The sequence below is a fragment of the Dactylosporangium sucinum genome (assembly GCF_014647515.1).
GTDB lineage: Bacteria > Actinomycetota > Actinomycetes > Mycobacteriales > Micromonosporaceae > Dactylosporangium > Dactylosporangium sucinum.
Map to the genome: position 1 here is coordinate 242216 of NZ_BMPI01000006.1, position 20889 is coordinate 263104.

General features: G+C 71.5%; 17 protein-coding genes. 8 read left to right on the forward strand and 9 right to left on the reverse strand.

Features of this window, described 5'->3' with window-relative positions:
* Window positions 1-133: 133 nt before the first annotated feature.
* Together IEZ31_RS08320 and htpG are read right to left on the reverse strand one after the other, a co-directional pair.
* Entirely contained in the window at window positions 134-502 is a 369-nt protein-coding gene (locus IEZ31_RS08320) for a nuclear transport factor 2 family protein (protein WP_229834456.1), read from the reverse strand.
* Window positions 499-2346: a molecular chaperone HtpG gene (gene htpG, locus IEZ31_RS08325; RefSeq protein WP_190249162.1), complete on the reverse strand. Its 1848-nt coding sequence runs from the start codon at window positions 2344-2346 to the stop codon at window positions 499-501. Before htpG ends, IEZ31_RS08320 begins: the two co-directional genes overlap by 4 nt.
* A 106-nt stretch (window positions 2347-2452) precedes the next feature.
* Here htpG and IEZ31_RS08330 point away from each other — a divergent pair, with 106 nt between their 5' ends.
* Window positions 2453-2797 carry a YciI family protein gene (locus IEZ31_RS08330; protein ID WP_190249163.1) on the forward strand — a complete coding sequence of 115 codons (345 nt, stop codon included), beginning with the start codon at window positions 2453-2455 and terminating at the stop codon, window positions 2795-2797.
* Window positions 2791-3948, forward strand: coding sequence for an RNA polymerase sigma factor (locus tag IEZ31_RS08335; RefSeq protein ID WP_229834457.1), 1158 nt, complete (start codon window positions 2791-2793; stop codon window positions 3946-3948). Before IEZ31_RS08330 ends, IEZ31_RS08335 begins: the two co-directional genes overlap by 7 nt.
* A gap of 19 nt (window positions 3949-3967) precedes the next feature.
* Here the strand turns inward: IEZ31_RS08335 and IEZ31_RS08340 are convergent, their stop codons facing one another.
* Window positions 3968-5371, reverse strand: a complete 1404-nt coding sequence (locus IEZ31_RS08340; protein WP_190249165.1) for a CBM96 family carbohydrate-binding protein — start codon at window positions 5369-5371, stop codon at window positions 3968-3970.
* A gap of 121 nt (window positions 5372-5492) precedes the next feature.
* Between IEZ31_RS08340 and IEZ31_RS08345 the strand changes: the two genes are divergently transcribed.
* On the forward strand, window positions 5493-6461 hold the full coding sequence (locus IEZ31_RS08345) for a TolB family protein (RefSeq protein WP_229834459.1): 969 nt from the start codon (window positions 5493-5495) through the stop codon (window positions 6459-6461).
* Here IEZ31_RS08345 and IEZ31_RS58830 read toward each other — a convergent pair whose 3' ends face one another.
* From IEZ31_RS58830 to IEZ31_RS08360, 3 genes are all read right to left on the reverse strand, one after another.
* Window positions 6462-9317 (reverse strand): S8 family serine peptidase, encoded by a 2856-nt coding sequence (locus IEZ31_RS58830; RefSeq protein ID WP_190249166.1) that lies wholly within the window; start codon window positions 9315-9317, stop codon window positions 6462-6464. It lies immediately after the preceding gene.
* 28 nt (window positions 9318-9345) lie between these two features.
* Complete coding sequence (locus IEZ31_RS08355; protein WP_190249208.1) at window positions 9346-10059, reverse strand: CPBP family intramembrane glutamic endopeptidase; 714 nt, start codon at window positions 10057-10059, stop codon at window positions 9346-9348.
* Between the two features lie 104 nt (window positions 10060-10163).
* The gene (locus IEZ31_RS08360) at window positions 10164-11276 is read right to left on the reverse strand and encodes a globin domain-containing protein (protein ID WP_190249167.1); all 1113 of its coding nucleotides are present in this window, start codon (window positions 11274-11276) and stop codon (window positions 10164-10166) included.
* Window positions 11277-11517: 241 nt separating this feature from the next.
* Here IEZ31_RS08360 and IEZ31_RS08365 point away from each other — a divergent pair, with 241 nt between their 5' ends.
* Complete coding sequence (locus tag IEZ31_RS08365) at window positions 11518-11970, forward strand: pyridoxamine 5'-phosphate oxidase family protein (protein ID WP_190249168.1); 453 nt, start codon at window positions 11518-11520, stop codon at window positions 11968-11970.
* Here IEZ31_RS08365 and IEZ31_RS08370 read toward each other — a convergent pair.
* Both IEZ31_RS08370 and IEZ31_RS08375 read right to left on the reverse strand, forming a co-directional pair.
* On the reverse strand, window positions 11918-12556 hold the full coding sequence (locus tag IEZ31_RS08370; protein WP_229834461.1) for a peptide deformylase: 639 nt from the start codon (window positions 12554-12556) through the stop codon (window positions 11918-11920). The genes IEZ31_RS08365 and IEZ31_RS08370 overlap by 53 nt on opposite strands.
* A 90-nt stretch (window positions 12557-12646) precedes the next feature.
* Window positions 12647-14170: a peptide deformylase gene (locus tag IEZ31_RS08375; RefSeq protein ID WP_190249170.1), complete on the reverse strand. Its 1524-nt coding sequence runs from the start codon at window positions 14168-14170 to the stop codon at window positions 12647-12649.
* Window positions 14171-14497: 327 nt separating this feature from the next.
* On the opposite strand from IEZ31_RS08375, the gene IEZ31_RS08380 reads away from it, so the two are divergent.
* Together IEZ31_RS08380 and IEZ31_RS08385 are read left to right on the forward strand one after the other, a co-directional pair.
* Window positions 14498-15286 (forward strand): hypothetical protein, encoded by a 789-nt coding sequence (locus IEZ31_RS08380; protein ID WP_190249171.1) that lies wholly within the window; start codon window positions 14498-14500, stop codon window positions 15284-15286.
* A 412-nt stretch (window positions 15287-15698) separates the two neighbouring features.
* Window positions 15699-16211, forward strand: coding sequence for an NUDIX domain-containing protein (locus IEZ31_RS08385; protein ID WP_190249172.1), 513 nt, complete (start codon window positions 15699-15701; stop codon window positions 16209-16211).
* A 313-nt stretch (window positions 16212-16524) separates the two neighbouring features.
* Here the strand turns inward: IEZ31_RS08385 and IEZ31_RS08390 are convergent, their stop codons facing one another.
* On the reverse strand, window positions 16525-18516 hold the full coding sequence (locus IEZ31_RS08390) for a carboxypeptidase-like regulatory domain-containing protein (RefSeq protein WP_229834465.1): 1992 nt from the start codon (window positions 18514-18516) through the stop codon (window positions 16525-16527).
* Window positions 18517-18830: 314 nt separating this feature from the next.
* Here IEZ31_RS08390 and IEZ31_RS08395 point away from each other — a divergent pair, with 314 nt between their 5' ends.
* Both IEZ31_RS08395 and purF read left to right on the forward strand, forming a co-directional pair.
* Window positions 18831-19184, forward strand: coding sequence for a sterol carrier family protein (locus IEZ31_RS08395; protein WP_190249174.1), 354 nt, complete (start codon window positions 18831-18833; stop codon window positions 19182-19184).
* A 192-nt stretch (window positions 19185-19376) separates the two neighbouring features.
* Window positions 19377-20889: amidophosphoribosyltransferase (gene purF, locus IEZ31_RS08400; RefSeq protein WP_190249175.1), on the forward strand; the 1513-nt coding region annotated here is incomplete at its 3' end.

Sequence of the window (20889 nt, forward strand, 5' to 3'; positions counted from 1 at the left end):
CAGGCGGCCCTGGAGCGCCTGATGCGCTCGTGGGGCCGGGTGCGCGAGGACCGCGAGCGGTACCGACGCTGGAGCTGTTCGACTACGGCCTCCCGGTCACCGTCCAGCGGCCGGCGGACGTGGTGCCCGCGAACTAGGCGACGCTCGCGTGCGCGGCGACCAGCCGCCAGCCATGGGTCTCCGTGTGGACCCAGGTGCGGGTGTACCGCATCCGCCAGGCGAACGGCTGGCCGCCGAACGAGCCCTCCAGCGTCCCCAGGAACCAGGTCACCCCGAGCCGCTCCTCGACCAGCACCTCGAGCGACTCCTCGTCCACCCGGGTCATCACCTGATGGCCGGTGCGGTGGACGTGGAGGTCGTCCTCCTTGCGGTACAGCTTGCCGTCCGGGCCGGTGAAGATCAGGCGCTCGTCGATCAGCGCGTCCAGGGCGGCCACGTCGCTCGCCAGCTGGGCGGCCTGCAGGCGGCGCTCGGCCGCCCGCAGGCTCTCGACGTCGCTCACAGCGTGGTCGCCAGACGGTCGGCCAGGAGGCGGGTGAAGCGCGCGGGGTCGGCCAGGTCGCCGCCCTCGGCCAGGAGCGCGAGGCCGTAGAGCAGCTCGGCCGTCTCACCCAGCGATGCCGCCTCAGGAGCGGCGGCGTGCGCCGCGCGCAGGCCGGTCACCAGCGGGTGGGCCGGGTTGAGCTCCAGGATCCGCTTGGTGTGCGGGAGCTCCTGGCCCATCGCCCGGTACATCTTCTCCAGCGTCGGCGTGATGTCGTGCTCGTCGCCGACGATGCACGCCGCCGAGGTGGTGAGCCGGGCGGTGAGCCGGACCTCCTTGACGTCGTCCTCGAGCCGGGTGCCGAGCCAGGTCAGCAGCGGCGCGAAGTCGGCCGCCTGCTCCGGCGGGATCTCCGACTCGCCCAGGTCGACCTTGCCCTTGGCGACCGACTGCAGCGGCTTGCCCTCGAACTCGGTGACCCGCTCGACCCACACCTCGTCGACCGGATCGGTGAGGATGAGCACCTCGTAGCCCTTGGCCAGGAACGCCTCCAGGTGCGGGGACTTCTCCACCATGGCCCGCGACTCGCCGGTCATGTAGTAGATGTCCTTCTGGCCGTCCTTCATCCGCTCGACATACTCCGCGAGCGAGGTCGACTCGGCCGCCGTGGACGTGACCCGGAGCAGCTCCAGCAGCGTGTCCTGGTTCTCGGCGTCCTCGAGCAGGCCCTCCTTGAGCGGGCGGCCGAACTCGGCCCAGAACGCGCCGTACTTCTCGGCGTCGCCGGTCTTGATGTCCTTGAGCGTGCCGAGCACCTTCTTGACCAGCCGCCGCCGGACGGCCTGGATCTGCCGGTCCTGCTGCAGGATCTCGCGCGAGATGTTGAGCGACAGGTCGTGGGCGTCCACGACGCCCTTCACGAAGCGGAGGTACTGCGGGATCAACGCCTCGCAGTCGTCCATGATGAAGACCCGCTTGACGTACAGCTGCACGCCCCGCTTGCCGTCCCGCGTGAACAGGTCGAACGGCGCCCGGGCCGGCACGAAGAGCAGCGCCTCGTACTCGAAGGTGCCCTCGGCCTTCATGTGGATCGTCTCGAGCGGGTCGGTCCAGTCGTGGCTGACGTGCTTGTAGAACTCGTGATACTCGGCGTCGCTGACCTCGCTGCGGGGCCGCGCCCAGAGCGCCTTCATCGAGTTGATCGGCGCCTCGGCGCCGCCGAGCCGGATCGGCCAGGCGATGAAGTCCGAGTACCGCTTGACGATCTCGCGGATCTTCCAGTCGGCGGTGTAGTCGAAGAGCTGGTCCTCGCTGTCCTCCGGCTTGAGGTGGAGGGTGACCGAGGTGCCCTGCGGGGCGTCCTCCAGCGTCTCGATCTCGTAGGTGCCCTCGCCGGCCGACTCCCAGGAGGTGCCCTGGCTCTCGCCCGCCTTGCGGGTGACCAGGGTGACCCGGTCGGCGACCATGAACGTCGAGTAGAAGCCGACGCCGAACTGGCCGATGAGCTCCTGCGAGGCGCCGGCGTCCTGGGTCTCGCGCAGCTTGCGCAGCAGCTCCGCGGTGCCCGACTTGGCGATCGTGCCGATGAGCGACACGACGTCCTCGTGCGACATGCCGATGCCGTTGTCGCGCACGGTCAGCGTGCGCCTGTCCTTGTCGATCTCCAGCTCGATGTGCAGGTCGTCCGTGTCGACCTGGAGCTCCTTGTTGATCAGCGATTCGATCCGCAGCTTGTCCAGCGCGTCGGACGCGTTCGAGATCAGCTCGCGCAGGAAGATGTCCTTGTTCGAGTAGATCGAGTGGACCATCAACTGCAGGAGCTGCCGCGTCTCCGCCTGAAACTCCAGCGTTTCCCTGCTCACCGAAAAACCCCCTCCACACGGTTCTCCAAAAGAATACTGGCGCCCGTGTCGAATCCGGGCGGGCCCGCTCGTGTAGGGGGTAGACAGCGCTACGAAGGAGGCGGACATGGCCCACTACCTGCTGAGCGTCATCGAGCCGAGCGAGGGTACGCCCCCGTCGCCGGCCGAGCTGGAGAAGATCATGGCGCAGGTCGGCGAGTTCGAGCAGGAGATGCGCGGCGCCGGCGTGTGGGTGTTCAGCGGCGGGCTGCACCCGCCGGCGACCGCCAGCACCCTGCGCCCGAAGGACGAGGAGATCCTGGTGAGCGACGGGCCGTTCATCGAGGGCAGGGAGCACCTCGGCGGCTTCACGATCATCGACGTGCCCGACCTCGACGCCGCCCTGGAATGGGGGCGCAAGGCCGTCGTCGCGACCACGCTGCCGGTCGAGGTGCGCCCGTTCCGGTGGTGATCGAGGAGATCTACCGCGCGGAGTACGGCCGCGCGGTGGCCGTCCTGAACCGGCTCCTCGGCGACCTCGACGCCGCCGAGGAGGCGGTCCAGGACGCGTTCGCGGCCGCGGTGCAGCGCTGGCCCGCCGCGGGCGTCCCGCCGAGCCCGGCGGGCTGGATCATCACGACCGCTCGCAATGCGGCGATCGACCGCTTGCGACGTGAGGCCAAACGCTCGTCGAAGCACGCCGAGGCCGCGCTGCTGTCGGACGCCGAGCTGGACGAGGAGGGCCCCGTGCACGACGAGCGGCTCCGCCTCATCTTCACCTGCTGCCATCCAGCGCTGTCGATGACGGCGCGCGTCGCGCTCACCCTGCGGCTGCTCGGCGGGCTGACCACCCCCGAGATCGCCCGGGTGCTGCTGATGACCGAGCCGGCCACGGCCCAGCGGATCGTGCGGGCGAAGCAGAAGATCAAGGCGGCCCGCATCCCGTACCGGGTGCCCCGCGAGGCCGACCTGCCCGACCGGCTCGGCGGTGTGCTCGCCGTCGTCTACCTGGTCTTCACCGAGGGCCACGGCGCCGACCGCGCCGACCTGTGCGCCGAGGCGATCCGGCTGGGCCGGCTGCTGGCCGAGCTGATGCCCGACGAGCCCGAGGTGCTCGGGCTGCTGGCCCTGATGCTGCTCACCGAGGCCCGCCGGCCGGCCCGGTTCGCCGCCGACGGCTCGCTGGTGCTGCTCGCCGACCAGGACCGGACGCGGTGGGACGGCGCGCTGATCGCCGAGGGGCACGCGCTCGTGCGGCGCTGCCTGCGGCGCGACCGCCCCGGCCAGTACCAGATCCAGGCCGCGATCAACGCCGTGCACACGGACGGGCCGGCGACCGACTGGCGGCAGGTGGTCCAGCTGTACGACCAGCTCATGGCGCTGCACCCGTCGCCCGTCGTCGCCCTGCACCGCGCGGTCGCCGTCGCCGAGCTCGAGGGACCCGGCGCCGGCCTCAGGCTGATCGAGGATCTTCCCTTGCGGCAGTACCACGTGTTCCACGCGGTCCGCGCCGACTTCCTGCGACGACTGGACCGTCCCGAGGAAGCGGCCGCGGCGTACGCACACGCCGCGGCCCTGACTCCGAACGATGCGGAGCGACGATTCCTGTCGTCGCGCCTTTAGGCCTGTTGCACACCTGGCCTTAGTGGCAGCTGCCGGTGCCGCTGTCGTTGTAGGTCTTGCCCGACTCCGGGACGAACTGCCAGTCGTAGCTGTTGGCGTGCAGCGTGAACTTCAGCACGCCGAAGGTGTCGCTGTTGCGGGCCTGGCTGTTGGCCTGGACGGTGCCGAAGCCGTAGTGGTCGGCGCCGCCCATCCCGGCGACGAAGCTGCGCAGGCCGCGGCTGTTGTCGAGGCCGCCCGTCGGGTTCATCGGGGCGAACCGCTCGTACTGGTGGTTGTGGCCCCAGACGACGACGTCGGCGTTGTAGTCGTACAGCGCCTGGTAGAGCGGCCGGGTCGAGGTCGACGGCGCGTGGTTGGCGCCCGACGTGAACAGCGGGTGGTGCCAGTAGGCCAGCGTGCACGGCTTGGTGCTGGCGGCCAGGTCGGCGCGCAGCCACTGCTCCTGCGCCGAGCCGGCGGACATGCTCACGTTCGAGTTGAGCGAGACGACGTGCCAGTTGCCGATGTCGTACGAGTAGTAGCCGCGGCCCGACGGGCCGGCCTGCGTCCCGAAGTACGCGTAGTAGCCGCTCGCCCCGGACGTGTTGTAGTCGTGGTTGCCCGGCGCGGGCCGGGTCCGCGCCTTGAACGCGCCCCAGGTCGGCGCGTAGTAGCTGTTGAACTCCGACGTCGTGCCGTTGTCGTAGACGTTGTCGCCGGTGGTGAACACCGTGCCGGAGATGCCGTTGATCAGCGCCGCCGTGGCCGAGTCGCCGGAGCCGGAGGTGGCGATGTCACCGGCGCCGACGAGGACCGGGTCGCCCGACGGAGCGGTCGTCGTGACCGGCGGGGTGGTCGGGGTCGTGGTGCCGGTGGTGATGACGAGCTGCGGAGCGTCGGCGCCCGTCTCGCGGGTGTCGTAGTAGGCGCCGTCGCTGTTGCTCGACGAGGCACCGAAGCTGAAGGTGCCGTTGCCCTTGACGACCGAGAAGACGTCGACCTCGTACCAGCTGTCCTTGGCCACCGAGCCGATCGAGCCGAGGCTCGCACCGTCGAGGGCCGGCTGGTTGTTCCAGGTCGTGCCGGTCTCCGACCAGGTGGTGTTGGACACCGCCCGGAAGGTGCCGCCGGCCGGGCTGCCGTCGTTGCCGCTGATGGTGCGCAGCCGCAGCTTGGCGCCGGTGACGGTACCGCTCACGCCGGAGACGGTGAACCGCAGGAACATCCGGCGGACCGGCGAGTTGTCCACCACGATCTGGGTGGCGGTGCCGTAGTTGGTGGACGCCGTGTCGCTCTGGACGTACGTGTCGGCGACCGGGGTGAACGTCGTGGTGGCCGCCGACGCGGGGGTCGCGGCGGTGAGCAGCACCGTGGCGGTGGCGACCGCGAGCGTCGTGGTGGTGCCCACGACGATCGGCAGCCGGAACTGGCGCAAACGCATGGCGGGAAATTTAGGTGTGCCAATGGGCCGCCATAGGTCGCCGAAGTGAACGTTGGACATCGATGCCTGTTGTTCACCGGACGTCCGTCTGCCGGGAAGGATCGCCGTCGATCGTGGGCCGATGCTTTCCATGCGGGCCCGGGTCGCCGTCCTCGCCGGCGCCGTCGTGGTGCTGGGCGCGGGCGCGTTCGCCTACGTGCGCTCGGCCGCCGACCGCCCGGCCGCCGACCCCGCGCAGTTCGAGACGGTGTCCCTGACGCCCGGCCCGCGCCTGCTCACGATCACCGACCGCCACCTGGCGGTCGTGCCGGCCGACAACCCGGGCGGCGCGCGCACGGTGTCGGCGGTCGAGTGCGTGCGCGCCTACGCCGCCGCCGGCACCGGGATCTGCCTGCGGCAGAGCACGCCCTGGGCGTACCGGGTGGTCGTCCTGGACGCGGATCTGCACGACCGCCGCTCGATCGACATCCCGGGCCTGCCGAACCGCGCCCGCGTCTCGGCGTCGGGCCGGATGGTGTCCTGGACGACGTTCGTGGGCGGCGACTCGTACACGAGCGCGGGCTTCTCCACCCGCACCGGCATCCTGGACACGACGTCGGGAACGTACGTGAGCACGCTGGAGGACTTCGCCATCACTCGCGAGGGCCGCCCGTACCGAGCGGTGGACGTGAACTTCTGGGGCGTGACGTTCGCGGCGGACGACACGACGTTCTACGCGACGATGTCCACCGCGGGCCACCGCTACCTGGTCCGCGGCAACTGGCCCGCCCGCACGGTGGAGACGCTGCGCGACAACGTGGAATGCCCGTCGCTGTCCCCGGACGGAACGCGGATCGCCTTCAAGCAGGCGATCGGCGGCGACCCGCTGAAGGGCTGGCGCCTGTCGGTGCTGACCCTGTCCACGGGCACGGTGGTGGAGACGGCCGAACGCGAGAGCGTGGACGACCAGGCGGCCTGGCTGGACAACGCGACCCTGGCCTACACCCTCCGCCGCGGCGACGGCCAACCGGACATCTGGACCGCCCCGGCCGATGGCACGGGCGAGTCCCGCCTGCTCGTCCCGGGCGCCGAGTCCCCCTCCCCGCTCTGATCACGGGCCGATGGCGACCGTGGTCCAGGCCCGCCCCGTCTCGCCGTCGCCGAACTCCACCAGGCCGAGATATCGGCGGGCCGGGTCCAGGCCCGACCAGGCCACGTCGAAGCTCGCCGTCTCGTCGGGCTTCACCCGGATCGACGGCGGGGTCACCACCACGCTGCGCGGTGCGGCCTTGTCGACCAGGAACAGGTGGGCCTTCACCTCCTGCTCGGTCACGCTCGCCGGCAGCCCGAACTGCACGGCGTACACCTCGAACGTCCCCGTCGACGTCAGCATGATCTCCTCGTCGGACGTCGTGCCGTCGCTGCGGTCGACCAGCGTGCCGCCCTCGTACAGGTACAGGTCGATGTCGCTGCTGGGGGCGTGGTCGGTCGCGAACGTCGCCAGCCGGGCGATCCGCATGCCCGGCGGGACGGTGATCTCGAAGGAGAAGACGGCCGGGGAGACGCCCGGGGACGTCGCCACGAAGGCGGCCGTGCTGCCCACCAGCTTCCGCGCGTGGACCGTCGACGCGGCCAGGCCGAAGGCGCGGGCCGTCACCGGGCCGGTGTAGCCCGCCCGCAGGTCGATCGGCGTGTGGCCGGACGCGCCCGAGCCGGTCACCTCGCCCGGGCCGGCCAGCGCCACCGGGCGGGCGGCGATCGGGCTGCGCACGCTGTGGCCACGCAGGTCCGTCCAGGTCAGGGCGCCGAACGTCCACGCGCCGAAGGTCGCCGTGGTGCGGGTGACGGTGACCTTGAAGGTCGCGCTCCGGCCCACCCCGAGGCTGATCGTCGACGGCTCGACCGTCACCGTCGTGCCCGGCGGGGCCGACACCGACGCCACGTAGACGCTCGGCTGCGCGCCGACGTTGGTGACCGTGCGGGTCACCGTCTGGCGGCCGGGCAGGGAGCCGATCCCGATCGACGGGTAGTTGAGGTCGCTCGGGTCGGTCGTGCCCACGATCGGGCACCAGTCGCTGACCTGCTGGAGCTGGCCGAGGCCGCAGGCGTACCGCACCCAGTCCTCGACCCCGGCGTCGTACACGAGCCCCGGGTCGAAGGCGCGGGACGGCCGGACGTGGCCCGAGCCGTAGTCGAACGGCGTGGCGTCGGCGCCCGCCCGCTGGATGTGGCCGTCGCGGTTGTCGGTCTCGCCGGCCGTGGTCATCAGCGCCGACTTCACCGCCGCCGGCGACCAGTCCGGGTGCTTGGCCCGGACCAGCGCGGCGATGCCCGCGATGTGCGGGCTCGACATCGACGTGCCCGACTCGCCGTCGTAGAGGTTGCCGTGGTGGCCGGCCGGCGAGACGCCCGCGACGATGTCGACGCCGGGGGCGGTGATGTCGGGCTTGATGAGGTCGCCCGCGCCGGCGACGGCGGGGCCGGCGGAGGAGAACGCCGCCACCGACGGCGCGCGCGGGGTGGCGGTCGAGACGGCGGAGAGGGCGGCGGTCGGCGACCTGCCGCCGAGGTACAGCTTGATCGCCGCGCCGGCGACCTGGTCCACGTGCACGGTCGGGACGACGTGGTAGTCGGCGTTGAGGGAGTTCTCGTCGGGGTTGTACAGCACCATCCCGACCCCGCCCGCGTCCCGCACGGCGAGGCTCTTGTCGGTGCGCGGGTTCACGCCCCGCCTGCACAGCACGATCCTGCCCTTGACCTTGGCCGGGTCGAGCGTGTCCGGGTAGCACAGCTCGACCTTCGCCGGGTCGGCGGCGGCCAGCCCGGCCTTCGTGGCGTCGACCAGCGGCGCCGGCGGCACGGCGGGGCCCTGGCCGACGCCGGCGTACGTCTTGCCGTTGCCGAGCGTCACCGACTTCGCCGAGCCGCGGTCGTGGGTGCTCGCCGCGACCGTCATCGCCCACGGCGCGTTGTGCGCGACCGTCGACGTGCCGGGGCCGTCGTTGCCGGCCGAGGCGGCGACGAAGACGCCGGCCGCGGCCGCGTTGAAGAAGGCCAGCTCGATCGGGTCGACGACGAGCGAGCTGGAGCCGGAGACGGAGTAGTTGAGGACGTCGACCCCGTCGGCGACGGCGTCGTCGACGGCCTCCAGCAGGTCGACGGTGCCGCCCGAGCCCTCGCCGTCCGACTGCCGCCACAGGGCCTTGTACACGGCGATCCGCGCCGCCGGGGCCATGCCGGACACGTGGCCGACCGCGTCGCCGTTGATCGTCGCCGGCACGTCCGCCAGGCCCGCGGCGGTGGTGGCGGTGTGCGTGCCGTGCCCGTCGTAGTCGCGCGGCGAGCGGAACTCGCCCTCCCAGCCGCCGAAGCCGCTGCTGTCGTAGTACCGCGCGCCGATGACCTTGTTGTTGCAGGTGACCCTCTGCTGGGCGGTGCCGGTGCCCGGGTCGCACCTGCCGGACCACTTGCCGTCGATCGCCGCCTGGTCGGGCCGCGGCTCGGGCAGCGGCGCCAGGCTCGGGCTCTCCGGCCAGAAGCCGGTGTCGACCACTCCGATGATCATGCCCTCGCCGCCGGTGTGCTCCGTGTCCCACACGCCGCCGGACCCGCTCAGCCCGAGGAAGCTCGGGGTGGAGACGGTGTTGACGGTGCGCCTCTCGTTCGGCCAGACACGCGCGACGCCGGGTGTCCGCTCGACGCGGGCCCTCTGCTGCGGGGTCAGCGCGGCGGCGAACCCGTTGAACGCGGATTCGTAGTCGGCGACGGTCCGCTCGATCCCGGCCCGCTGCTGGACCGCCGCCCGGTCGGCCCGGATCCGGGCGCGCGCCGCCTCCTGCCGCCCGGCCGGGTCGCCGGCCAGCTGCACGATGAACAGCTCCGCGTCCGATTTGGCGGATGCGGTACCGCCCGGCAGCCCGACGAGCGACGAGAGCACGAGGGTGACAACGAGAAGGAACCGGCCCACCCGGCCAGCCTAATTGTGGCGATTTGCCCTATGTCAGGAATCCGAGATGATCCTTGAGCAGGGCGTATCCCACGAACGCCACGATGTCGAGCAGCGAGTGCGCGACCACGAGCGGCATGACGCGCTGGGTCCGCTTGAAGAAGTACCCGAACACCAGCCCCATGACGAGGTTGCCGATGAACCCGCCGAACCCCTGGTACAGGTGGTAGGAGCCGCGGATGACGGCGCTGGTCACGATCGCCGGCCAGCTGCCCCAGCCCAGGTCGCGCAGGCGGGTCAGCAGGTAGCCGATCATGACCACCTCTTCGAGCACCGCGTTCTGGATCGCGGCCAGGATCAGCACCGGCACCGCCCACCAGACCGGCTCCAGCGCCGCGGGCACGATCTGCGCGCTGATCCCGAGCTGCTGCGCGGCCCAGACCAGCCCGAGCCCGGGGATCCCGATCAGCGCGGCCAGCCCGGCCCCGGTGCCCAGGTCGAACCCCGGGCGCTGCCGGTCGAGCCCGATGGAGGGCACCGGATCGGTGCGCCGCAGCAGGTGTACCGCGAGCAGTGCCGGCACGACCCCGAGCCCGATCCCGGCGAGCTGGTAGGCGAGGTCGAGCCAGGGCCGGTCCGGCGTCACCGACGGGTTGAGCGTCGCGGTCTGCTGCGACAGCGGCTTCACGAAGGTCAGCCGGTCGATGATCCGCAGGATCGCGTAGATCGCCGACGCGCCGAGCGAGACGCCGAGCACGAGCATGATCTCGGTCCCGATGCCCCGCTTGACGGCCCGCGTCTCGATCACCGGGCCACTGTAGCCCCCGTCCCGGCGTGGGCACTCCCGCACGAGTGCCCACGCCGGGCTCAGGAGTCACTGAAGACGTCGTACTTGATCCGGATCGCCGGGACCTGCAGCTCGGCCAGGGTGCGCAGGGTGGTGCGGACCATGACCGGGGAGCCCGAGACGAAGAAGTCGTGGTCGTGCCACGGCCCGTAGCGGGCGACGATCTCCGAGACGTTGCCGTGCTCGCCGGGGAAGTCGGGATCGTCGGTCGTCGCGGCCACGACCGACAGCCAGGGGTAGCGGGCCGCCAGGCGGTTGAGGCAGGCGAGGTCGTAGAGGTCGTCGCGGTCGCGGGCGCCGAAGAAGACATGGACCCAGCGGGTGCGGTTGGCCCGGGTCATCTCCTCGATGAGTGCCTTGATCGGGGCCAGGCCGGTGCCGCCGGCGACGCAGACGACGTCGCGGGTCGAGCGCCGGTCCAGGATCATCGAGCCCATCGGGGCGCCGAGGCGGACCATGTCGCCCACCTGCACGCGGCGGACGAGCGCGGAGCTCACCCAGCCGGCGCCGACCGCCCGCACGTGGAAGTCCAGCGAGCCGTCCGTGCGGGGCGCGTTGGCGACCGAGTACATCCGCCACAGGCGCGGCTGGTACCTGGACTCGACGCTGACGTACTGGCCGGCGCGGTACTCCAGCGGCTGCATCGGCTTGACCGTCATCACGGCGATGTCCCGGCTGCGGCGCTCGTGGTGGACGACCTCGGCGTGCCAGTAGGGCGGGTTGGCCGAGTCGGCCTCGGCGCCCCGCATCATCCGGGCGGCGATGGCCGCGTAGGCGTCGCGCCAGGCCTGGTCGAACTCCAGCGTCCACTGGTCGCCCGCGAACGTGCGCAGGGCATCCATGAGCGCGCGGCAGATCACGTCGTAGTGCTCGGGCTGGACGTGGAACTTGCGGTGGTCGCGGCCCAGCGACTCGAGGTACTCGCCGAAGCGGTCCGGGTCGTCGACCGACTGGATCGCGGTCACGATCGCGCCCAGCAGGCGGGAGCGCTGGACGTCCATCTGGACCGGGAACAGGTCCCGCAGCTGTGGGTTGTCGAGGAACATGCGCGCGTAGAAGTAGCTGGCGAGCTTGTCCTGCTGCTCCTCGACGAGTGTCCAACTCTCCTTCAGTAATCGCGACAGATTGCTCATCGATGCCCTTCGCCGTTCAACGTAGGAGCCGTCTTGCGAATGAGGGTCACTACCTGGGATGACCACGCATCGCACTGGATGTGCGACCACGCGTGCTGAGCGACGGATTTCCCTACGACGCGCCGATCCGGGGCGCTGGACAGTTCCACCGAACGGCCGGTGTCGCACCGGCTGTGCGGCCGGCCCCGGCGCGCGGTGCGAACTTGTTGAGCAGGCGTCCGCAGCAACCGGAGGTGCACCCGTGCCCACGCTGTCCGATCACGAGATCCTGACCGAGCTCGATGACCGCATGCAGATGTTCATCCGCCGCCAGGAGATGATGTTCGTCGCCACCGGCGAGCCCCACGACGGCCACGACTGCACGTTCGTGACCGGCGGGCCCGGCTTCGTGCGGATCCTCGGCGTCAACCGGCTGGCCTGGCCGGAGTTCGACGACGTGAGCCTGTCCGACGCGATCGCCGACATCCGGCGCGACCCGCGGATCAGCCTGCTGTTCGTCGACTTCGCCCGCGGCGCGATCGGCCTGCACGTCGACGGCAAGGCGAAGGTGCTGGACGACGACGCGATGCGCCGGGCCTACCGGGCGCTCAACCTGGACCCGTCGCTCGACCTGGTCGCCGACCGCCGGCCGATGCGGTGGATCACGGTGTACGTGGAAGAGGCATTCCTGTCGGCGGCCGGCGAATTGGTGTGAACTTGCGGTACTCGCCGACGGGGATCAGCCGGTCGCCGGCGTCGAGCAACTGGTGGTAAAGGACCCCGTCAAGATGGTCGATCTCGTGTTCGACCAGACGCGCGAGCGCACCTCGGAACAGCGTTCTCCGGCATTCGCCGTCGAGCGTCTGGTGCCGCACGTGAATCCATTCCGGCCGGCGCACCTGACCGCGCACGCCGAAGAACGACAGGCATCCTTCGTAGTGTTTCCGGGCGCGCACCGGTAGCGGCTGGCTCGCCAGCACGACGGGGTTGACGAGCACCACGAGGTCGGCCCCGTCGGGCGGCCGCACGATCGCCACCCGGCGCGGGATCCCGATCTGCGGCGCCGCGATGCCCATGCCGCCGCCGAACGGGTAGAGCGTCTCGACCCGGGCCGCCATCCGGCGCAGGCCGTGCACGGCCTGCTCGGCCTCGGCCCGCTCGGCCGGCAGGTCGAAGGGCGCGTGGTCGGTGCGGGTGAGGATGGGCGCGGCGCCCAGCTGACGGATGCCCAGACCGGACATGAGCCGCACGAGATAGGCGCCATCGGCGAGATCACCGGCGACCGTGCGTCGCGGGTCCACTACTCGCCCTGTCGTCATCTCCGCACGATAGCGGCTGAACGACGTTCCATTATTCATTCATTCATTTCGAATGCAATTCGAACGGAATCGTCACTCGGTGGCCGGCACCAGCGGGGCGTCCACCTCCATCCGGTGCAGGTACAGCCGACCGTCGAGGTGGTCGATTTCGTGCGCCACGAGCCGGGCGAGCGGCCCGCGGTACACCTGGATGAAACGCGTGCCGTCGGAGCGCGAACTCTCGACCGTCACCTCGCGGGACCGGCGCACGAGGCCGCGGACGTCGAAGAACGACAGGCAGCCCTCGAACTCCTCGTCGGTCTCGTCCGACTGGTCGACCAGGCGCGGGTTGAGCAGCACGACCTGGTCCGTGCCGGGCTCGCCCGGCCGGATCACCGCGACCGCGAGGCTGTCGCCGACCTGGGGGGCCGCCAGCCCCACTCCGCGCACAAAAGGGTGCAGCGCCTGGACCCGGTCGAGGGCGGCCGACATCTTGTCGACGACCTCGGCAGCGCGCGCCGACTCGCCGGGCAGGTCGAGCGGGCGGACCGGCCGGTCGAGGACGTTCTCGCCGCGCTGCAGCACGCCGGCGTCGCGGACGGCGTCGGTCGACGACGACTGCGCGTACGGCGGCTCCTCCCAGTCGTCGGGCTGCTCGACGGCGCCGACGGGCCGGGTGCCGCGGAAGCGCCACTCCAGCCGGTAGCGGTCGTGCAGCGCGGTCGTCTCGGTGTGCCACGAGAAGACCGCCCGGCCGTCCGCGGACAGCTCCTGGGTGATCGGCGTGCGCAGCGGCACCTCCTCGGCCGACAGCGTCGTCTGCACGCCCCAGACCACCGGACGCATCCGCGCCGGGAACTCGACCTCGATGGTGAGCTGGCGGGTGGGCAGGCGCACCGAGCGCTGGAACCAGTGGCCCCACTTCTCGACGCTGATGTGCCACGAGTACGCGATCGTGGTCCGCTGGCCCGGGTACAGCGGGAAGCGGCCCTGCGCGTTCTCGAAGAGCAGCCACGCCTCCTTGAGCGCGTCGCGGTCGGTCTTGGACCGCCACTCCATCGGCTCCCCGGCGCACGAGGCGACCAGCGCGAGCTCGTCCCAGGACAGCGGGTGGTCGCGGTGGTGGCGGTTGGAGCGCGCGGGGTCGTCCGGGTAGCGGTCGACCGAGATCCGGACCAGGTACCGCGTGATCGGTTCCGTGCCGGCGTTGTAGAGCGCACGGCGGACCGTGCACCGGTACTTGCCGTCGACGTAGGACAGGCGGGCGGTCTCCCGCTCCACGACCAGTCCCGTGCCGGGCGGCAGCCACTGGTCCGGGACGGGCGGGTCGCGACCCGGCAGCCCGACCCGGCTGCGAGCCGTGGCGCGCAGCTCGTCGTACTCCTTGTACCGCTGCCAGATGGCCCCGCCGCTCTGCAGGATCGCCTCGGCGCGGCGGGCGAAGTCCTCGGTGGGGCGGTGGCGGCGCGCCTCGACGTGACTGACGTAGGACGCGTCGAAGCCCATCGCGGCGGCCAGCTGCTTCTTGGACATGCCGCGGTCCACGCGCCACCGCGCGAACTCCGCGACGAACGCCTCAGACGCCCGCTGCACGGGAGAAGAGTCGCTCGTGGTCATGTCCGGCCAGCCCTTACAGGGAGACGGCCCCTGTCCGGTTAGTGTCCCCGAGTCCGGCTGTTCACCACGCTCGGCGGACAGATTCCTGACAAAATGGTTGACACCACCGCTTCATCAATCTTGATCAACCCCCACTCATCACGACGTGTCGCGTCCAAAATCACCCACAGTTACGCCACAAGCCGGACAATGAAGGGGTGGTTAGGCTTACCTAATCGCTGTATCGTGGGCGCTTGTCATGCACTTCTGGGGGTATCCGACGGTGGTGAGGACCGAACTCGCGCGCACTGCGGTGCGCCGTGCCTCCGTCGCGTTCGGCGACCCAACGTGACCGCGCTCATCAGCCGCGGCGGCTCCCAGCCGCTCGCGCCGGTGATCGCCACCCTCACCGCGCTCGAGGCCCGGCACGGGGGGAATTCACTCCAGGGACTGGTGCCCGGCCTGGTCGGCCTGACGGCCGAGCCGACCGGCTGGTGCAACGCGAGCGACCTGAAGGTGACCGACCTCCTGGCCGCCGCCGCGCGCCGCTGGCAGGCCCAGCCGCACGCCGCGGCCGCGCTCGCATGGAAGTGCTACTCGTACTGGGTGGCCCTGCCGGCCGTCCTCGGCTTCGCGGGGTCCCGGCGGGTGCCGCTCATGACCCCCGACCACGTCCAGGTCCGGGTGTCCGACCACCAGCCGTTCCTGACCCTCGCGCTGCGGGCCCCGGTCACCGCCGTGCTGGCCACCGACCCGATCGTCGCCACCGACACGCCCGGCCTGCTCATCGTCGAGGACGAGGAGGAACTGCTGGGGGTGCTGCGCCGCTCGCTGGTGAACGCCCACCTGGACCCGATGGTCGACGACCTGCGCCGCCACGTCCACATCGGCCGCCGCACGCTGTGGGGCTCGGTCGCGTCGGGCGTCGCGTACGGCCTCTCCCGCGCCGCCGACTCGCTGCCGGGGCCGACGATGGACATCGCGCACCGGCTGCTGACCGCCCTGGACGCCGACGAGCTGGTCGACCTGAGCGAGCGGCCGGGCGGCGGCCTGGACATCCAGCGCCGTACGTGCTGCCTGGCCTTCACGCTGCCGACCCCGAAGGTCTGCACCACCTGCTGCATCCGCGGCCACTGACCGCCCAGCCCCGCCCACGCGCCGGTCCTCAGTCGCCCCCCACGCACGCCGCACCCAGCCCCGGCGCCCGGCCCACGCACGCCGCCGCCCCCGCTCGCCGCCGCGCACGTCGCCCACGCACCCGGCCCACGCACGCTCGCCGCGCACGCCGCCCCTCCCCGCGATCTTGGACTTGTGGTCCCCGATTTGCCGGAAATTTCACCATAAAACCAGGACCACAAGTCCAAGATCGCGAGGCAAGGGGCGGCGGACCGGTGGGCGAGGGCCGCGCAGTGGCGCGGGGCGGGTCCCGCGCCGACGCCGCCCCCGAGTGACCCCGAGCGCCCCTCCTCTCCGCGGCATTGCACGATGGCAATGCCGTCACCCAGGCACTGGGGTTGACTCACGGAGAGGCTGAGTAGTGGAGCCCGAGATGTTCAGCGACGATTTCGCCCTGGAGGGTGAGCCCGAGCGCGAGTTCCACCCCGGCATCGCCGGACGCATGGCCCACAAGACCGTCGCGAGCGGCGCGCTCATCCGGGATCCGGACGGCCGCATCCTCTTCGTCGTGCCGAACTACAAGCCGTACCTCGACCTGCCCGGCGGCATCGTGGAGACCGGCGAACCGCCGTCGCTGGGCTGCCGGCGGGAGGTCCGCGAGGAGGTCGGGCTCGACCTGCCGATCCACCGGCTGCTGGTCGTCGACTGGACGCCGGGCCGGGGGCCGTGGAGCGACCAGGTGCAGTTCGTCTTCGACGGCGGGGTCATCCCGGCCGGCACGCCCTTGCGACCGCAGGACGACGAGCTGACCGGGGTGCGTTGGGAGTACCTCGAGTCGGCCGACGTCCGCCCGTCGCTGCGCCGCCGGCTGGAGCTCGCGATGCGCGCCGTCGAGACCGGTGCCACCCTCCACGCCGAGTTCGGGCACTTACTCAGCGGAGCGTGATCAGGTACTTACCTTCGATCGGGGGAAACCGGACGGCGCGAACCGGCCTCTGACCAGCGCGGGAGCCTGATCCGTTCGTGGCCTGACGATCAAGTGGTGATCCACGCACACTCTGCTTCGTGAGCATTCAACGAAGCAGCGTCGGTCATACTCCCCGGCACCGGGCCTCCGGTCCCGCCGCCCGAATGCTGCGCAAGGTGCGCTGGCTCCGGATGATGCACCCGCGCCGGGCGGCTCCGGTGCGCACGGAGCCGGACGCGGCGTGCCGTGCCGCGTTGGTCGCGGGGCGTCGACCCCGCGACCAACGAGAGGCTCAGTCGTCCAGCCAGTCCAGCGAGCGCCGGTTGCCGCCGCGCGGCGAGCGGGCGTCGTCGTAGTCGCCCCCGCCGTTGTTGCCGCCGTTGTTGCCGCCGGCCGGGCCGTAGCCGCCCCGCTGCTCGTACTCCCCGCCGCCGCCGTTGTAGCCGTTGCCGGCCCGCGGGGGCTCGGGCACCCGCTCGTAGCCGTCCCGCTCGTACCCGGATGCGGGCTCGTAGCCGCCCCGCGGCTCGTAGCCGCCACGCCCGGCGTAGGGGCCGTCGTAGTCGCCGCCGCCGCCGTTGTAGCCGTTGCCGGCCGAGGGGCCGCCGGCGCCGTAGCCGCTGCCGGCGGAGGGGCCGTAGCCGTCGTTGTCGTAGCCGCCGGCCTGGGGTCCGTACCCGCCGCCCGGTCCGGCCGGTCCGGCCTGGCCGGCCTGCGGGCCGTAGCCGCCGCGCCCGGCCGACGGGCCGTCGTAGCCGCCCTGCCCGCCCTGCCCGCCGTCGTAGCCGCCCTGGCCGCCCTGGGCGCCTTCGTAGCCACCGCCGCCGCCGTAGCCGCCACCGGCGGCCGGGCCGTCGTAGCCGTTCGCGCCGCCCTGGGGACCGTAGCCGCCCCGGCCGGCCGAGGGGCCGTCGAAGCCGTTGGCGCCGTAGCCGCCACCGGCGGCGGGGCCGTCGTAGCCGTTCGCGCCGCCCTGGGGACCGTAGCCGCCCCGGCCGGTCGCCGGGCCGTCGTAGCCGTTGGCGGCACCGCCGCCGTAGCCGCCACCGGCGCCCGGGCCGTCGTAGCGCTGGGTCGCGTCCTCGTAGCCGCCGCGCTGGTCGTAGCCGCCGCCGGAACCGTAGTTCTGGTCGTAGGGGTCGACCGGCGGGCGGGCGGCCGGGCCGTAGCCGCCGCCCGCGCTCGGGGGCGGCGCGGCCGCGAAGCCGCCGGTGCGCGGCGGGGGCGCACCATACGGGTCCGGGGGCACGTCGTCGAAGTTGTTGAACCCGCCGGGCCGCACGATCGCCGTCGCGTCGTTGGCCGCGGCGCGGTTGACCATCGTCGGGGCGGCGATCATCGTCCGGTCGGCCCCCGGCGGCGCGGCCGCGTAGCCGGGGCGCTGCACGCCCGGGCCGCCGCGGCGCGGGCCCGGCTCGTCGCCGGCCTCTTCGTCGTCGTCGTCGCCGCGCCGCCGCAGCAGCAGGACGATCGCCACGATGCCGAAGATCACCAGCAGGGCGCCGAGCGCGATGAGGATCCAGGAGGAGAAGCCGCCGCCGCTCTCGCCGGACGTGTTGGCCGTGTTCTCCTGCGGCACGACGCCGCCGCTTCCGGACGTCTCGGGGGTCGCCTCACCGGCGGTGGGCAGCGGCTCGGCCGAGGCGCTCGGCGCCAGCTCGACCAGACCGATCTTCGGCATGGCCAGCGAGCGGCCGGCGGCGCCCGTCTGCGTCTTCTCGCCGTTCTCGTAGCCCTCGAAACCGGCGGACACCTTGATCGTGCCGGGCGCGATCGGGTTGGACTCGGAGCCGACGAACCGGTACTTGCCGCTGTTGTCAGACTGCGTCGACCGGGTCTTGCCGGCGCCGTCCTCCATGACGACCTGGGCGCCCTTGATCGACGCGCCGGTCTTGGAGTCGGTGATCTGCCCGGTGACCTCGGTGAGCGTGTTGGCGGCCTGCGTGGTGGGCGCCGCCGCGGGGCCCTTCAGGTTGACCCGGAAGCTAGTGCTCTCGCCGTTGTCGGCGGCGGCCGAACCCTGCTGGTCATTGAGGTTCTGGCCGGGCTGCAGGCCGCTCGGGTTCTTGGCCTGGATCTGGAACGTCAGGGTCTTCGTACCAACGAGGGGCACGTCGACGGTGCACGTCGAGACGGTGCCGCCCACCCCGCCCGTGCAATCGCTCGGGATCTGCTTGATCGTGATGTTGCCGTTGGCAGAGGGTGCGGTGAAGGTGACCTTGACGTTCTTCTCTTCGCCGCCGCCAAGGGTGACCGTGACGTTCTTCGTGTCACCGGCACTCATGTCCAGGGAGGTCGGGTTGACGCCGACCGTCGCTGCCGAGGCCGGTGTCGCCACGGCGAACAGAGCGCCTATCGCCAGAACGGCCACCGCCCCTGCTCGAAGCAGCAGGGCTCGTCGGTGCGCAGTCACGTCCACACCCCTCCGGATCTTGACTTTCACCCGAGCTTCACTGCCGAGCACGTCTGTCGATGGTCCAACATGCGAGCAAGGCTCGCCTTGCATGGTGCGCCGCAGCAAACTATGCCTTGTCCGCCGGGGTCGGCGAAAGGCGGACGCTGTTGCGACCGTCCCACACCCGGTCGTATCGTCCCGGCATGTCCAATGCGCCCCGATATTCCGGCACGGTACAAACTGTCCTGGATGTACTGGATGCCGGACTGGATCCTGACCGTCTGTTACTGCGCGATGCGGTGCGCGACCTCCTGGCCGACCTGCGCTCGCGGGCGCCCGGACGTTCGGTGGAGGTGCGCGTTCCTCCTTACGGCGCGATTCAGTGCATCGAGGGCCCGCGCCACACGAGAGGTACGCCACCCAACGTCGTGGAGACCGATCCGATCACCTGGCTGGAGATCGCCACGGGTCGGAAATCGTGGCACGAAGCCGTCACGGCGGGGAAGATCCGCGCGAGCGGAGTTCGGGCCGATTTATCGCCCTATCTACCCTTGTAACTGCGGAAAAGCTGCGGCAGACTGCCTACGAACCGCATGCAAAATGTGGCTCTCCGTCATGCCCGAAACCTCGCGTACACTGTTTCCCGCGACGGCAACCAGATTGCGGCGTTGATCAGCCGCCGGCCGACCAACCGCTACGGCCCCGGATTGTCTACATCAGCCCAGGCCAACTGACGACAGGAGCGGCACGTGCCCCGAGGCGATGGCCGGTTGAGCCACGAGCTCGACCCCCAGCGTCCAGGTCCCCAGGACAAGTGCGGTGTGTTCGGCGTCTGGGCGCCGGGCGAAGAGGTCGCGAAGATGACCTACTACGGGCTGTATGCACTGCAGCACCGTGGTCAGGAGGCGGCCGGCATCGCGGTGTCCGACGGTTCCGGCGTGGTGGTCTACAAGGACCTCGGCCTGGTGTCGCAGGTCTTCGACGAGCCCACGCTGGCCAGCCTGCGCGGTCACATCGCGATCGGCCACGCGCGCTACTCGACCACCGGCGGCTCGACCTGGGAGAACGCGCAGCCCACGCTGCGCTCGACCGCGCCCGGCGACGACCGCGGGGGCACCACGATCGCGCTCGCACACAACGGCAACCTGGTCAACACCGCCGAGCTGGCCCGTCGCGTCGCCGAGCTGGGCGACCGCGACGCGATCAACTCGACCAACGACACCGCGCTGGTGACCGCCCTGCTGGCCGCCCGGCCCGACCTGTCGGTCGAGGCCGCGGCCCTGGAGGTGCTGCCCACCCTGCGCGGCGCGTTCAGCTTCGTCTTCATGGACGAGGACACCCTGTATGCGGCCCGCGACGTCAACGGCGTCCGCCCGCTCGTCCTGGGCCGCCTCGAGCGCGGCTGGGTCGTGGCGAGCGAGACCGCCGCGCTCGACATCGTCGGCGCCAGCGTCGTGCGCGAGATCGAGCCCGGCGAGCTGATCGCCATCGACGAGCACGGCCTGCGGTCCAGCCGGTTCGGCACGCCGGACCCGAAGGGCTGCCTGTTCGAGTATGTCTACCTCGCCCGCCCCGACACGACCATCGTCGGGCGCAACGTGCACGCCGCCCGGGTGGCCATCGGCCGCACCCTGGCCAAGGAGCACCCGGTCGAGGCGGACATGGTCATCCCGGTGCCGGAGTCCGGCACGCCGGCCGCGATCGGTTACGCGACCGAGTCCGGCATCCCGTTCGGCCACGGCCTGATCAAGAACGCCTACGTCGGACGCACCTTCATCCAGCCGTCCCAGACGATCCGCCAGCTGGGGATCCGGCTCAAGCTCAACCCGCTGCGCGACAACGTGCGGGGCAAGCGGCTGATCGTCGTCGACGACTCCATCGTCCGCGGCAACACTCAGCGCGCGATCGTGCGCATGCTGCGCGAGGCTGGAGCGATCGAAGTACACGTGCGCATCTCCTCCCCGCCGGTCAAGTGGCCCTGCTTCTACGGCATCGACTTCGCCACCCGCGCGGAGCTGCTCGCCAACGGGCTCGACCTGGAGGGAATCCGCCGGTCCATCGGCGCGGACTCGCTCGGTTACGTGTCGCTCGGCGGCCTCGTCGCGGCCACCGAGCAGCCGGCCTCGCGCCTGTGCAGCGCTTGCTTCGACGGGCAGTATCCGATCGAGCTGCCCGCTGACAACGTGATCGGCAAGCACGTCCTGGAAGGTGTCGCGCGTGCTGCGGGGGCCACGCCGACCACGACCGACGGCGGCTCGGTGA

What these genes read in the sequence shown, in the direction of transcription:
- IEZ31_RS08330 (WP_190249163.1), top strand. Translation starts at nt 2,453, where the DNA reads ATGGCCCACTACCTGCTGAGCGTCATCGAGCCGAGCGAGGGTACGCCC.
- IEZ31_RS08340 (WP_190249165.1), bottom strand. Translation starts at nt 5,371, where the DNA reads ATGCGTTTGCGCCAGTTCCGGCTGCCGATCGTCGTGGGCACCACCACG.
- IEZ31_RS08345 (WP_229834459.1), top strand. Translation starts at nt 5,493, where the DNA reads ATGCTTTCCATGCGGGCCCGGGTCGCCGTCCTCGCCGGCGCCGTCGTG.
- IEZ31_RS08355 (WP_190249208.1), bottom strand. Translation starts at nt 10,059, where the DNA reads ATGCTCGTGCTCGGCGTCTCGCTCGGCGCGTCGGCGATCTACGCGATC.
- IEZ31_RS08360 (WP_190249167.1), bottom strand. Translation starts at nt 11,276, where the DNA reads ATGAGCAATCTGTCGCGATTACTGAAGGAGAGTTGGACACTCGTCGAG.
- IEZ31_RS08375 (WP_190249170.1), bottom strand. Translation starts at nt 14,170, where the DNA reads ATGACCACGAGCGACTCTTCTCCCGTGCAGCGGGCGTCTGAGGCGTTC.
- IEZ31_RS08385 (WP_190249172.1), top strand. Translation starts at nt 15,699, where the DNA reads ATGTTCAGCGACGATTTCGCCCTGGAGGGTGAGCCCGAGCGCGAGTTC.
- IEZ31_RS08390 (WP_229834465.1), bottom strand. Translation starts at nt 18,516, where the DNA reads ATGAGTGCCGGTGACACGAAGAACGTCACGGTCACCCTTGGCGGCGGC.
- IEZ31_RS08395 (WP_190249174.1), top strand. Translation starts at nt 18,831, where the DNA reads ATGTCCAATGCGCCCCGATATTCCGGCACGGTACAAACTGTCCTGGAT.